Here is a 13,842-nt window from a genome sequence, read left to right on the forward strand (position 1 = left end):
CGAGGGTCAACCGTTGGGCGGGACCAATCTTCCCGTCGCTACGAGGGTCTGCTCGGCCGCGACGCCCGGGCCGCTGCGGCGAGGCGGTCGTGACCGCCATCCGCCCACACGAGCCGGCCGCGCCGTTACGGCCCGTTGTGGCCGGCAGCCTCAACCGGTCCGACAGAGTGGACCCCATCGACGAGCGGCAGCCTGCGCCCGCCCGGGTCCGTAGCTACGCGCTCGGCGACCTGCTGCACCACCGAGCCGATCGCGCAGTGTGGCAACGCGTCCTGCGCGTCTACCCGGAAGCCCAACACATCACGACCGCGCATCACGCTTTCCTCGGCCGCGCCGTGCACGACCTCATCGAGGCCGGAACCCGTCAGATCCTGCATCTGGGCTCCGGCTTCCCGACCTACGGCGCCGCCCACGAGATCGCCGCCGAGTTCGCCCTCGACCTCGGCGCCGATCCAGGTGTCCGAGTCGTCTACGCCGACACCGACCCCGTCGTCGTGGAACACGGCACGTTCCTGCTCACCGGGCAGCCCGGCACCCGGATCGTCGAGGCGGACCCGCGGCGCCCGGCCGGGATCGTCTACCACCCGCAGGTCATCGACTTCCTCGACTTCGCGGAACCCGTCACCGTGCTGATCTCGGCCACCCCGCCGTTGCCCCCTCTTCCAGGGCTGGTCAAGAACAGTTTGCGGGAACTCGGCGACGCGCTGGTCGCCGGAAGCCATCTGGTCATCACCCACCTCGGCCCCGAACCCGTGCCGCACCGCCGCGCGCATCAGCGGCAAGCCGTCCGGGTCCTGGCCGCAGCAGGCATGGCCGCCCCCATCCTCAGTCATGAGCAGCTGACCGCCCTGCTCGAGCACACCGGTTTCCAACCGTTGTCGCCCGGTGTGACCACCGCCGGCGACTGGCTCCCCGACCCGGACGACGCCGACCTGCCACCAGTCCCGGCCGCACTGGCGGTGATCGCCAGCAAGGCACCATCCGGCTACCCGCCGACAGCCGCGACCCGGCCGGCACTGAGCTCACAACCCGCAAGCCCGGCTGCTGCCAGCGGCGCGGCGCAAACCCCGTCCCGGCGGCGGGAGGCCGCCGACGCCCGGCCTGTCACCGGCCGGCACCTGACGCTCTGCCGTTGGCCGGCCGAGCCCAGCGCGCAGTCACCGCCTGCCTGAACCGGCCGCCCCCGCATCTGTTCCGTTCCGAGGAGAACGCGCATGCCTGGCAGTTCCAGAACTCCGTACTTGTGGGACAACCGCAAACTGACCGCCGTTCTACGGCTGGACGCGTTGAGCCAGATGTATGACGCATTCAGCCAGCAACGCCTGGTCGACGTCGGTATCCCAGCCGACGGTCAATGCCTCGAAATCTGCGCCGGCGACCGCGACATGGCCGGGTGGCTAGCCGAACAGGCCGGACCGGACGGCCACGCGCTGGCCATCGACATCGACCCCCAGCACATCACCCCGCACCCACGGCTGACCATCCTTACCCATCACCTGCTCACCGATGCCCTCCCGGACGGGCCGTTCGACGTCATCCACGCCCGCGACGTGGTACAGCACATGCCCGACCCGCAGCAATTCGTCAACGAGCTGATCGCCACGTTGGCCCCCGGCGGGATCCTCGCTCTGGAAGACGTCGTGCCGGACTGGGCCAACGCCGTACTGGACTCCCCGGACCCGCGCGCCCGCGACATCTTCGAGTCCTTCGGGTTCGCCTGGGCCAACGTGCTGCGCCGCACCGGTGACCACGGCAGCTGGATCGGCCGTACCCACCAAGCCATGATGCGCCATGGCCTGGCCGAGGTCACCACCGTCGGCCACGAGCAGTCCTCGCCCGGCGGCACCGCAACGTGCCTGCTCGTCGACGCCACCGCCAGCGAACACCGCGACCGCCTTTTCGACGCCGGGATGCGCGGCCCCGACCTCGACCTCCTGACCGTTTTAGCCCGCGACCCCCGCCTCGTGCTGTTGTCGCCCCGGCTGCTGTCCACCGTCGGCCGCAAGCCGGCATGACGACGCCCTAGGCCCGGAGCGGGCAGATGGCGGGGCAGCCTTCGTCCTGAACCCTCGGACGGCCGGCTGCCACGGTCCCCGCATCCTCTGCTGGCTCCTCGCGGCCGCCCGCGACGCCGAGCAAGGCTGACCGACGTCGCCTCTTCGCCTGGGTAACGCCGACTCTGCTCGGTGGACAGCCGGCATCCCTGAGTTCCCGCCGCCGGTGACGGCGGTGGGCCGGGCGGCAGGCACCCCCGCCGGCCGCCCGCACCGTTCATCCTGTGAAAGGGCATCTGATTTGACCGTCACTATCTGGTCGGCCAGGCTCGCCGCCGTCGGCGCCAGCCTGACCCTGGGGCTGGCCGCCACACTGACCAGCACCACGCCCGCTACGGCCTCCGGCACGGGGTCGGGCGGTGCCGGGGCGAATATCGTCGGTGGCAGCGACGCCACCCGCCCCTACCCGTTCGTCGCGCTGGAATACACGTACTACCCGGAGCTCGGCCAGTCCAGCAGCTGCACCGCCACCGTGGTCAAGGTCCTCGGCTCCAACGGACCGGAGACCGGAGCGGTCATCAACGCGAACTGCGTCACCAACTATCCCTCTACCGAGCCCGAAGCCGCCTCCGACATCACCCTCGAGGTCGGCTCCACCCAGCTCGACGAGCTCACGCCGGTCACCCCGACTCGGGTAGAGGTCTACCCCGGCTGGGACTGGGCCACCGGCGACATGGCTGTGCTCGTCCTGCCGAAGAACCTGCACCTGACCGGCATCCCGATCGGTGAGCAGCCCACGCCTGGGCGCAAGGTCAGGCTCGTCGGCTGGGGCGACACCTCCATCGACGCGCCGGGCATACCGCCCGTCCTGCAACAGCTCGATACCCGCATCACCAAGCCGAGTGCCTGCGCCGACGCCGCGATCGGCGCCGGAGAAATCTGCGTCGCCCCCGCCCCCGACGGCGGCCAAGCCTGCCTCGGCGACGCCGGCGCCCCGGCTCTGAGCGCCACTCGCACCGGATGGGCGCTGCTCGGCAGCGGCAGCCGCGGCACCAACGAATCCGCCTGCACCGGACCCACCGTGTTCACCGACGTCACCCACTACCGGCAGTGGATCGTTCAGGCCCTCACCCACCCCCAGCCGCACCACCCCCGCCACGTCGCGCCCGGCAGCGCCCGCCGCACCGTGACGTACGTCCACTAAACCGCCTGCCTGGCGAAGGTCCGGCCGTGCCGCTGAGCGCGGCCGGACCCGTAGGGATCGGGCGTTCTCCCCTGCAGATCAGCGGCGAGCGCTACGCGGAACGGCCGCCCAGGGCGCACGAACACCGTGGACCGCACACGCTCGCAGCGGCGGCATCCGTGATGTCACCGACCGCGCCCTCCGATCGCCTATCCGGCATTCGATCGAAAGACCCTTGATGCCTGCCGACCTTGACCTCTACATCCGCGACGCCGGGAAGTGGGACACCGCCGCGGTCGTCGACGTCCTGACTGCCGCGATCGCCGCCACCAGCCTGGCACGGTGGATGCTGCCCGGCCCGCACGCCCGGGCCCGACAGTTACAGCCGCGCCTCACCGCCCTCATCACCGAGCAGGTCACGAACGGCTCCGTGCGGGTGGTCGACGACGCCGGCCAGATCACGGGAGCATTGGCGTGGACGACCTGCGCACTGACCGACGGCCCGGCCCGGCCGGACCCGAGCGCGGTCCTGCTGGACACCGACGGCGATGCTCAGCGCGGCCGCCTCCTGCAGACCCAGCTGGCGCACCGTCACCCCCGCCGGCCGCACCACCACCTGCTCGCCGTCGGCGTGCAACCCAGCCGACAACGACGAGGCGTCGGCACCGCGTTGTTGACCGACTGGCACCGGCAGCTCAGCCCCGAACCCGGCGAGGTGTTCCTGCTCGCACCCGACACACTGTTCGGCCTGGTCCGAGACGCCGGATACCGGACCCTCGGTGACCCCATCATCCCCGTCGTCTCGGCCCCGCCCTTGTATGCGCTGGGGCTTACCCGCGCCGCCGGCGGCATCCCCGCCTCACCCCACGTGCCGCTGGTAGCCGCAGCAGGCGAGCGCTGGCCGTGGGGTACCCGGCTGCACGACAGCGAGTCGTCGCGGTGACCGCAGCGAACAGCCGGCGTGGCGGCTCTGTTGCGACCGCCACCGCCGACAGCAGCGACCGTGACTTCGCTCGCAAGGTGCTGGCCGCCGGCCTGCTACGCCGCTACGACCACGACGGTGTCAGCCTCTCCGCGATCAACGCCGAGACAGGCCGTGGCGCCACATACATCCGTGACCTGCTGCTCGAACACACGACCTTACGCCGCAACAACGGTTTCCAAGATCGCCGCCCTCGGCGGCATCCCATTCCTACCCGCCTGCACATCGGCTACCTCAAGCTTCCCGGAAGCCACCTCGATGACGACGTGCGCGAGACTGTCCTCGCCGCGATCGCCAAGGCCGGACACGACGTCGTGAGCCTGCCGACAGAACGAGACGACAGTCCGGCCCGGCCAGCCCATCTGCCGGTCCTGACCGCCCTTGTGGTCGAACTGACCCGGGCCTGGCGAAGCAAGCCGCACAACCTGTTCGGAGCTGCCGCAGATGCCGAGCCCGACAGTGCGCAATCGATGATCAGGCACTACACCGTCGACCGCGGCATTGCGACGCTGATCTGGGACGTCGACCGGCAGGTACCGCCCGACAACCCGCTGGGGCAGTTGCCGAACGTGCTCGTCGCCGGATCCCCGGCACCGCCCGGCCGCGGCCTCGAACTCGCGGTTCCGATCGCCGACCGCGCCCTCGACCGCGCCGATCTGCGCGGACTCTGCCAACGGCCCCGCCAGGGGCTGCTCTACGCCGGCAACCGACACGACCAGGACGATCACCTGTTCACCTCGGTTGTCGCCGCCGCGGCGGCCGGTCTGCCTCACCACATCGTCGGCTCGTGGCCCAACACCACCGCCTGGCCGCGGCTGAACTTCACCGGGCCGGTATCCCGTGGCGAACAAGGCCTGGCGTACGCGACGAGCCTCGCCTGCCTGATGCTGCCCGCACCCGGCCAGACGGTTCTCGGTCACCGCGCCAGCGACCTCGCGCTCGCGGTCATCAACGGATGCCTGCCGTTGATCCACGTCAGCGTCAGTGACGCCGACGATCACGTGCCTGAGGAACTGATTGTCGCCGACGCCGCGCAGCTCGACGCCGTCTACCGGAGGCTGGACAGGCTCGCCGGCAGCCGCTACCACCGCGACCTGCTCACCGCCTGCTGGCAATACCGGCAACGCCACCGAGCCTCCGACACGGTGCCCCGGCTCCTCGACGCCTTGCAGCTGCTCGCCCGACGGGCGGGAGATCCAGATGCCCGGTGACAACAACACCCGGCCGGCTGTGCCTGCCGGGGTCGTGCTGCCGCCGCTGCGCGGATATCAGCAGGAGGCGGTTGACGCGATCGAAGACGGCCTGCGCGATGGGGGCCGCGGCCAGCTATGGGCGGCGTGCGGGACCGGTAAGACACTCGTCGCGGTGTCCGCCGCGCTGCGGCTATGCCGTGCGGGGATCATCGCGGTGGCGTGTCCGTCGCTGGACCTGGTCGCGCAGACATTGCGGGTATGGCTCGGCACGGGTGTGGCTGTCCATGTCCTGGCGGTCTGCGGCGACGACTCGGTCACCGATTCGACGACCCGGGTGGCTGATCTGCCCTGCACGGTGAGCACCGACGTCACCGAGATCAGCCGATGGCTGCGTTCGGTGCCCGCCGGTGAACTCGGTCTGGTGATGGTCACGCACGCCTCGGTGCGGGTTCTCGGCGAGGGCCTGCTGGGAGCTGAGACCGCCTTGTCGCTGCTGGTCGTCGACGAGGCGCACCACACCGCCGGGTGGACCGGCAAGTACAACGCGCTGATCCACCACGACCAGCACCTGCCGGCCCGGCGGCGCCTGTATCTGACCGCGACCCCCCGCAGGCTGGTCAAACGGCACAGCCACGCCGGCGACGACCTGATGTCGATGGACGACAAGGACCTGTTCGGGCCGGTGCTGTACGAGTACTTGTTCTCGCGGGCCATCGCGGACGGCTGGCTCGACGACTACCGCATTGTCGCCGTCGGTGTCACCTCCAGCGAGGCACTGTCGATCCTGCGCGAGGCCGACCCCAACGCGGTCACCGACCACCACGAGGCGCCGCTGCGTGTCGTGGCGACCCAAGCCGCGCTGATCCGCGCAGCCGCCGAATTCGGGTTACGCCGCATCGTGGTGTTCACCTCCAGGGTGGCCCAGTCCCGCGAGTTCGCGCGGACCTTGCCGCGCACACTGGCGATGCTGCCCGAACAGGACCGGCCGAAAGGGCCGCTGAGCGTCGCACACGTCGACGGCACCCAAAGCATCCACCAGCGCAACCTCGCACTCTCCCGGCTGGCGGACCCGCCCGACGGCGGCTGGAGCGTCGTCGTCAACGCCCGCTGCCTGCAGGAAGGCGTCGACGTGCCGGCCGTCGACGCCGTCGTCTACACCCAGCCCAAAGAATCGCCCGTCGACATCGCCCAATCCGCCGGCCGCGGCGTGCGCCGCAACCCCGAAGGCTCCGGCATCGCCACGCTGCTCGTCCCGGTGCTGCTGCCCGACGATCCCGACGACCTCAGCGCCGATGCCACCGAATGGGCCACCACCCTGCACGTCCTGCGCGCCATGCGGTCGCACGACGGGGACATCGCCACCGAACTGGACGCCCAACGCAAACGCATCATGCCCGACTTCGACGTCGCCGAGTTGCCGCCCCGCGTTCTGCTCCGGCTGCCCGAGCAGTACCGCACCGAGGACCTGCTGCGGCAGATCACCGTACGAATCATCGAAGGCAGCACCTCAGACTGGCTCGCCGGCTACGCCGCCCTGCAAGCGTTCAAAACGCGACACGGCCATGTGCAGGTCCCCGCAGCGCACCGCGAGAGCGGTGTCGCACTCGAACGATGGATCGTCTACCAGCGAACACTCGCGAAGAAGGGCCGCCTGCCGGCCGAGCACTGCGCGCTACTGGCCGACATCGGCGTCGACCTCGACCCCGAGGCCACCGCGTGGCGGCGCGGCCTGAACGCCGTCACCGCCTACCGCCACGAGCACGGCCACCTAGGGATCCCGAAAGGACACCGGGTCGACGGCATCGCGGTTGCCTCCTGGATCACCCACCAGCGCATGCTCGCGAAGAAAGGCCGCCTGCCCGATGAGCGCCGCGCTCTGCTGGCCGATGTCGGCGTCGACCTCGACCCCGAGGCCACCGCGTGGCGGCGCGGCCTGAACGCCGTCACCGCCTACCGCCACGAGCACGGCCACCTACGGATCCCGAAAGGACACCGGGTCGACGGCATCGCGGTTGCCTCCTGGATCACCCACCAGCGCACACTGGAACGCAAAGGCCAACTGTCCGCGGCACGCCGCGAACTACTCGTCAAGGCCGGTGTCACCTTCGACGTATCGTCCAACTCGTGGCGGCAGGGCCTGGCCGCCGCGACCAGCTTCTACCAGGAACACGGCCATCTGCGCGTGCCCGCCGGATACCAGCACGACGGCATCAACCTCTCCCAATGGGTTAACTCACGACGCAGCGACCACCACCGCGGCCGGCTTGCTCCCGCCCGGACCGCCGCGCTCACCGCGATCGGCATGGTGTTCGACAAGAAGTTCACCGACCCCGCCGAGGCGTACAAAGCCGCCGAAGCCTTCCACGACGAGCACGGCCACCTCGACGTCCCCACCGGCACGATCGTCAACGGCCTCGATTTGTACGCGTGGGTCCGATCCTGGCGAACCAGGCTGCGCGAGGAAAAACTCAGCCCGCAGAACAAAGCCCGACTCGACGCCATGGGCATGATCTGGCAGCCCACACGCCGCCGCTGGAACAGCAGACTCGAGGAACTGGGCAGCTATCGGCAGCAACACGGCAAGCTCCCAAGCAGCCCCCGCGGTGACGCCGCCCACCTCTACCGCTTCTGGAAAAAAGCCCGCGCCGACCGCGAAGCAGGCCTGCTCGACACCGAGCAGCTAGCCGCACTCGACGCCCTCGGCGATCCCAAGTGAACCAAAAAGCCGCCGTCATCGGCGCCCCCCTCCGTCCCTTGGAGCCAGACCGCCGCTCCGGACGAGGGCCTCCGCAGAGCCGCTGGGCCGGTCGATCCGCAGGCCGACTTCCCGCAGCAGCGATGCCACCGGCTGACCGTCCTGGCCGCCACCTCTACCCAGGTCCTCTGCGCCGGCCTCTGCGGGACAACGCCCGCAGCGTCTTCCGCGTCCCACGGCCACCAATCTGGGTGGGCGGCACATCCCACCCGAGCCGGTCTGGCAGCAGAACGACTTCACCTGCGCCAACTGGCGGTGCCGCGAGCTGACCGGCACCGGTTTGAGCCGGCAAGCCCGGGCCATGCGGCCCAAAGCCCTTGAGGCCAAGACCCTCTGGAGACACCCCACCTTGCTGATCGAGGCGCACCCGGAGCCGTCGTTCGCACGATGGCCGGCCGGCCGCTGGAACACGCCACGCAGTCACATGTCCTCCTCATGTGCTCGCCGGGATCAGCATGGTCAATCGGTGATCCGGAGACTGCGGCGGCTGCAACGCGACAACGTCAATCAGTTGGGGCCGGCTTAAGCCCGGAACCATGATCGACCGGGGACTTTCCCGGGCCTGGAAGTGGGGCACCGGTTCCTGCCATAACCGGCGCGCCACGGGGTTGACATCCAAAATTTCGGCGATGATCCGGCTGAGGCGCGGATCTGCCGGACGTCGTAGCTGCCGGACGCGTAACTCAGCAAGCAATGACGGGGCCCACTCAGTGTCCCAGCGGTACAGCCGCCGAGGAGCATCCGGGTCGGTGAACACCCATCGCATGACGTTGGCATCGCGTTGTTGCACCCATGGAAACCACGCGCGCATCTTCGGGTTGTAAGCAGTCACATCCCAAATCTGATCGCTGAGATAGGCCGGCCATGGCTGCGCCATCAAAACCGGCTCGAGACCGTCCGGAGCGGCGTCGAGGCTGCAGGTCGGCGGCTGTTTGCCGGCGAGCAGGAACAGCAACCGGGTTTCGTCGCTGTCCAGCTGGAGCACCTCGGCGACTTTGGTCAGGAAGCGATCGGAGTAGTTGTGCGGATGGCCCAGCTCGAGGCGGCCGAACCAGGAAGTACTGCAGCCGACGAGCTGGGCCAGGCGTTCCTGGCTGACAGTGCGGCGATGCTGGCCGGTGGATCGTCTCGGGCGCAGACCCGGAGTCCTGCTGGGATCGAGACGCAACCGCCAAGCCCGGACCTGCCGTCCGAGTTCGTAACGGATCGCCGGGCCGGAGGAGTCTTCACGCGCAGGTAGCGGGCTGATCGACATGTCGTCCTTGCCTCGAGTTGCCACACGGCCTTGCCCACAGAACAGCAGCGAGAACCCTTTCGCAGTGTCCCTGATCGATGCGGAATCGACCTTCAAGCGTTCGGATTGAACGCATTGGTGACTGACTTATCAATCCTTATTGGACTACCGGCGGATGCACCCGCGCTCTCGGAGTGCGAATCCCCGGACTGCCAATCCGGAGATTTGCAGATGCTGGTGGCGCCTGATCGATCCCGGCAGGCTATGCACCCGCCCAGCTCATGAGTCCTAGCCTCGGTGCGTAGTACTTCTGCGTTATCGACAAGTGACTCCCTGCAAATCTGGAGAATCCGCCGATGGCCTGCGCCCATTCAACCGGTACCGCAATAAATACGGACATTCATTCGCGCGATGTCGGGTTTTTGTCATTGACATCGTCATGGGTCGCGCACCGACTGCTTTTGCGCCGGCGACCCTTCCGGTGACCGTCCACCAGCGGAAGCGGCGCTCGCCAGTTCGTGATGCAGGCCTGGGTGGCGTCTCCACGGCGATCGCCGGCCGGCCGTCATGGCCCCGGAGCCGAGGCCCGCCGAGCCGCTCCCCCATCTGGCGACCAGCCCGGCACGGCGTTCACCGTCGCCGGGCGCAGCAAGCCCGCGGGCTCCTGCAGACCTCTGGCAGATGCCTGGCGGACGCGGCAACCGTCTGCGTACGCCTCGCTGCTGGTAAGCGCGGCCCGCTTCACCCGAGCACCACATCACGGCCGGACGGGCGTCTCAGACGACGCCGCGATCCGCCGCCTTCTTGACGTAGCCGTCAACAGCTTCCAGGAGTTAGCGAATATGACTATCAGGCTTGCCCGCACCGCTGCGGCCGTCCTGACCACTGTCCTGATCGGACTGTTGCTCACCTCGCCGGCGCAAGCCGCGAGCTACCGACAGTTTAAGGACATCACCAACGGCTACTGCCTACGCCCCGGCAGCAGCGACTCCTTCGACGTACGAGCGAACCCGTGCAGCACCTCACCGACCACCCGCCGCGACTGGACGGTCATCAACCGAGGCAAGCTGAACGGCCACTCGCTCTGGCAGCTGCAGGACCGGGGAACGGGCCGATGCTTGAGCAGGGGCGACAATGGCGGGGTCGGCTATATCGAACATCAGAGCTGCTCACAGGCGAACGACCAGATCTGGGAAGTCTTCCCCATCGCATCCGGCGTCATCGCCTTCGGCTCCTACGGCGCGTGGACCGAATACCACCTGCACGGCTGCGTGACCTATCTGGGCGGCACCCGCGCGCTCAACACCGACGTGCGTACCTGCAACACCAACCTCGCTAGCCAACGCTGGCGGTAGCCAACAGACCGGAAAACGGTTCGCTGCGCGGCATCCATGCCGCGCAGCGCACCACTGGCACACCAGCATCGCCTAACGAGCTATCTCAAACTGCGCAAGACTAACCGTCGGGCACGCCGCGGCCCCGCGGCAATCGCCGACAATTTGTTCACGGTTTAACGGCCGGGCTTTGAGATCAGCCGCCAGCAGCGGCCCCAGCCCTCTCGAGGCCGGCTGTGATCGTTGATTCGTCGTCGTGGATTCGGCATGGACGAGACGGCAGTGACCGTCAATCACGGTGTGCAGGCGGCGTAGTGGACAGCTGCCGACGGCCGCATTCAGATCAGCCCGGCGCGCCAGTAAGGCGTCGGACCGCCTGGATCACCTCGGGCGGAAGGCAGGCTTTCAGGATATCGGCGGCCTCCTTTCGTCGGGCCGACGGGCCGCCGTGCAGTAGTCCAGCTGCGGATGGCCGCCGGCGGCCACGGCGACCCCAGCCATGGCCGGGTCAAGGCCTGGCCGGCCGACGGCGGAGGGTAGAGCACCGAGAACCGGCCGGAGCTCAACGAGCCAGAGGATGAGGCTTGCGATGCGATGAGGTCACTCGCCATGGGCGAGGCGTTCCTCGGCTTGCCGGAGCATCTGCGCCCGCTGCTCTTCGCTGAGCTGGGCGTCATACTCACCGAAGCGGTCCATCGCCGCCGACAGCGGCACTGCGAACGCGGCGCTGCGGGTGACTTCGCGCAGCGTCATGCGGCCCTCGAGGACGCCGCGGGCCATCTCGGCGAGCGGCGAGTCGCCGCCGTAGTCGCGCAGCTTCTCGAGGTTGCGCTTGAGCTCGTCGGCGAGAGTGCGGCTGCCCGCAAAGTTGCGTAGCTCCTGCTCGACCTGGTCGTCGTCCAACTCAGGCTCCAAGCCCGGTGTACGCGGTCGACGGGAGCTGCACGGTGGACAGGTCGCCGCCCTGGTAGCCGAGGTCCATGCCGGTGCCGAGGATGCCCATGATAACGCTGCCCGCCGTGTTGATCTTGGTGGAGGCGTCGTTGAACTTTTCGAGGATCTGCACCGCCTGCAGGCCGGCGACGCCGTAGCCGACCACCGCGCCCACGCCGGTCTCGGCGGTGATGGTGCCGGCTGCGGAGGCGATCGCGGCGATCAGGAACTTGTCGGCGATAGCCTGAAGGATGTTGCCGAGCTGGTTGGACAGCTGCCAGGCGCCCATCGCGGCCCTGTGGTAATTCTCCTGAATGTTGCGCAGGTCCAGCTGTTGCCCGCTGACCGAGGCAGCGAACTGGGAGAACCACAGGTAGGCGGCGTCGGCGGCGTTACCGCCCCAAGATTCGTCCAGGTCGATGGCGCCGTGCTGGATGTCGATGCCCAGCTCTTGCAGGCAGTCAGCGAGGTTGCCCATGGCGTCGCCGAACTTCCATATCGCGTCCCACTCGCCGGTGATCGCGTCCGTGAAGTAGCCGAAGATGTCGATGCCAGTGAGCTTCTCGATCCCCGAGTTGATCCACGCCGACGGGCTGGCGTAGTTGAACAGGTCGACGGGGTTGACGAAGCCGTTGCTGATCGACTCGTCCGGCGCCGCCGGCGTCACCAGGTACGCGCTGGGATCATTCATGCCACGGGTCCGCAGGCGAGTCGTCCATGTTCGCGCCGGGCCGCTGAACGGGCGGGTACGTCGCATCGATGCGGGCGGCCGCGGCGCCGTCGGTGCGCTGGTAGACCTCCGCGGCGGCGCGCAGCGCCTTCTGCGAGTCCACGCCCAGCTCAGCCAGGTGGGTGAGCAGCCTCTGCAGGTCGGCCATCAAGTTCCGGTGTCCCGGGCTGGCATAGCCCATGATGCCGGACTCGTGGAAGCTGAAGTTGCCATTGGCGGCGACGTAACGCTGGGCGTCGTCGGCCACCCGCTCCACCTCCTCCAGCCGGCTCGCGTAGGCCCCGATCGCGGCCGGGTCAACCTTGAAACTCATGAACTTTCAATCCTGTTGATGATCACGACCGCTGCGACCGTCAACACCGATCCGATCACCGCGTAAAGCAGGCTCCGGCGCCACAGCTTGGTGGATTCGACGTCGTCCGCCGTCCGGTGCAGCTTCACCGCATCAATGAACGCATAGACGAAGGCAATTGCAGGGACCAGCGCGATCGGCCAGCCGACGATCGGAATCGGGTTGCCGGTAGCGGTGGAAACCACGAGGCCGAAGACGACGATCAGGTACACGCCAGCCAGGAAGAAAGCCAGCTTGCCGGCGGTGCGCTGCATCTCCAGCTTCGGACTGACCACGAACCGTCCTTCCGGTGACTGCCTGAATCCGGAGAGTATCAAGCAGGCCTAGCGTGTCGCTGCCCGTGTCCATGGCAGAAAGACAACTACTGCAGGGGTGTATCGCAGCCGAGCACGGCACTCAACTGTCGGACAACCTCAACGACTTTGCACTCCTGCTCAACAGCTCGACCGGCGCATCGGACCGGCACGCCACCACCCACCGGCTCCAAGCCCTGAACGCGGCCGCGCGCGAATCCGGAGGCACACCAGCGGTGTGCGTCCTGAGGACCACCCGTCACGCAGCGTAGGCGACGGCGCTCCTCGCGAACGCACAAACATGCCCGCCGATGAGCGGAAGTGTGTTCGGGGTTTGATGCTGCTCGCCTGTGGATTCTTATGCACTTGGTTGATCCCGGGTGCATACAGCTTTGCGGGTGAGTGCCTGTCCTCGAGGGCGCGGCCTTGCACCCATGTGGTGCAGGGCCGCGTCGAGTCGTCGAGGTGGCCTTCCTGGCCGGGTCTGCGGGTGATTAGTTGGGTTTGGTGGGGTCGTCGGAGTCGATCAGGGTGTGCAGTTTTTCGAGGACCCACAGGGCTGTCAGGGCGGTGGCCAGTTGGCTGACGCCGGGCTGGTGAAAGTCGAGGTGGGTGGCGATGGTCGCGGCGAGTGCGCCGGCGGTGGAGCCGGCAGCGGTCGCAGCGGTGGTGATGACTGCGGTGCGCAGTGTTAGCGGCTTGCGGGCCATGGTGGCCTTTCCCCTCCTCAAGGGCGGAGTTGTTGTGGTGTCACCAGTGGACGGCCGGGCCGAGGTTTTGCTGCGCGTTGGCGAGCAGGGGGTCGGTGTGGTCGGGGTTGGCCTGGCCGGATGGGTGGATGTTCGCTGATCATGGGCGA

Annotated in this window: 14 protein-coding genes; 8 read left to right on the forward strand and 6 right to left on the reverse strand. The window is 68.4% G+C overall.

Annotated elements, in window-relative coordinates:
- Positions 1-89: 89 nt before the first annotated feature.
- The 7 genes from ACIA5C_RS47060 to ACIA5C_RS47090 all read left to right on the forward strand — a co-directional run bounded on the left by ACIA5C_RS47060 (position 90) and on the right by ACIA5C_RS47090 (position 8,633).
- Complete coding sequence (locus ACIA5C_RS47060; protein ID WP_396067618.1) at positions 90-1,172, forward strand: SAM-dependent methyltransferase; 1,083 nt, start codon at positions 90-92, stop codon at positions 1,170-1,172.
- 42 nt (positions 1,173-1,214) lie between these two features.
- On the forward strand, positions 1,215-2,015 hold the full coding sequence (locus tag ACIA5C_RS47065) for a class I SAM-dependent methyltransferase (RefSeq protein WP_396067620.1): 801 nt from the start codon (positions 1,215-1,217) through the stop codon (positions 2,013-2,015).
- A gap of 280 nt (positions 2,016-2,295) precedes the next feature.
- The gene (locus ACIA5C_RS47070) at positions 2,296-3,198 is read left to right on the forward strand and encodes a trypsin-like serine protease (RefSeq protein ID WP_396067622.1); all 903 of its coding nucleotides are present in this window, start codon (positions 2,296-2,298) and stop codon (positions 3,196-3,198) included.
- A 217-nt stretch (positions 3,199-3,415) separates the two neighbouring features.
- Positions 3,416-4,120, forward strand: a complete 705-nt coding sequence (locus ACIA5C_RS47075) for a hypothetical protein (RefSeq protein WP_396067624.1) — start codon at positions 3,416-3,418, stop codon at positions 4,118-4,120.
- Positions 4,117-5,370 (forward strand): hypothetical protein, encoded by a 1,254-nt coding sequence (locus tag ACIA5C_RS47080; protein WP_396067626.1) that lies wholly within the window; start codon positions 4,117-4,119, stop codon positions 5,368-5,370. Before ACIA5C_RS47075 ends, ACIA5C_RS47080 begins: the two co-directional genes overlap by 4 nt.
- Complete coding sequence (locus ACIA5C_RS47085; RefSeq protein ID WP_396067628.1) at positions 5,360-8,068, forward strand: Helicase associated domain protein; 2,709 nt, start codon at positions 5,360-5,362, stop codon at positions 8,066-8,068. Before ACIA5C_RS47080 ends, ACIA5C_RS47085 begins: the two co-directional genes overlap by 11 nt.
- Before the next feature lie 241 nt (positions 8,069-8,309).
- Entirely contained in the window at positions 8,310-8,633 is a 324-nt protein-coding gene (locus ACIA5C_RS47090) for a DUF429 domain-containing protein (RefSeq protein ID WP_396067678.1), read from the forward strand.
- On the opposite strand, the gene ACIA5C_RS47095 is transcribed toward ACIA5C_RS47090, so the two are convergent.
- Complete coding sequence (locus tag ACIA5C_RS47095) at positions 8,541-9,458, reverse strand: helix-turn-helix domain-containing protein (RefSeq protein WP_396067630.1); 918 nt, start codon at positions 9,456-9,458, stop codon at positions 8,541-8,543. The genes ACIA5C_RS47090 and ACIA5C_RS47095 overlap by 93 nt on opposite strands.
- A gap of 725 nt (positions 9,459-10,183) precedes the next feature.
- Between ACIA5C_RS47095 and ACIA5C_RS47100 the strand changes: the two genes are divergently transcribed.
- Positions 10,184-10,696: a hypothetical protein gene (locus tag ACIA5C_RS47100; RefSeq protein WP_396067632.1), complete on the forward strand. Its 513-nt coding sequence runs from the start codon at positions 10,184-10,186 to the stop codon at positions 10,694-10,696.
- A 579-nt stretch (positions 10,697-11,275) separates the two neighbouring features.
- Here ACIA5C_RS47100 and ACIA5C_RS47105 read toward each other — a convergent pair.
- The 5 genes from ACIA5C_RS47105 to ACIA5C_RS47125 form a co-directional block, all read right to left on the reverse strand.
- The gene (locus ACIA5C_RS47105) at positions 11,276-11,578 is read right to left on the reverse strand and encodes a hypothetical protein (RefSeq protein ID WP_396067634.1); all 303 of its coding nucleotides are present in this window, start codon (positions 11,576-11,578) and stop codon (positions 11,276-11,278) included.
- 1 nt (position 11,579) lies between these two features.
- Entirely contained in the window at positions 11,580-12,299 is a 720-nt protein-coding gene (locus ACIA5C_RS47110; protein WP_396067636.1) for a hypothetical protein, read from the reverse strand.
- Positions 12,292-12,651 (reverse strand): type VII secretion target, encoded by a 360-nt coding sequence (locus tag ACIA5C_RS47115; RefSeq protein ID WP_396067638.1) that lies wholly within the window; start codon positions 12,649-12,651, stop codon positions 12,292-12,294. Before ACIA5C_RS47115 ends, ACIA5C_RS47110 begins: the two co-directional genes overlap by 8 nt.
- Complete coding sequence (locus ACIA5C_RS47120) at positions 12,648-12,965, reverse strand: hypothetical protein (RefSeq protein WP_396067640.1); 318 nt, start codon at positions 12,963-12,965, stop codon at positions 12,648-12,650. Before ACIA5C_RS47120 ends, ACIA5C_RS47115 begins: the two co-directional genes overlap by 4 nt.
- 512 nt (positions 12,966-13,477) lie before the next feature.
- On the reverse strand, positions 13,478-13,693 hold the full coding sequence (locus ACIA5C_RS47125; RefSeq protein ID WP_396067642.1) for a hypothetical protein: 216 nt from the start codon (positions 13,691-13,693) through the stop codon (positions 13,478-13,480).
- Positions 13,694-13,842 lie beyond the last annotated feature (149 nt).

The organism is Actinoplanes sp. NPDC051343 (genome assembly GCF_044455125.1).
In the GTDB taxonomy this organism is placed as follows: domain Bacteria; phylum Actinomycetota; class Actinomycetes; order Mycobacteriales; family Micromonosporaceae; genus Actinoplanes.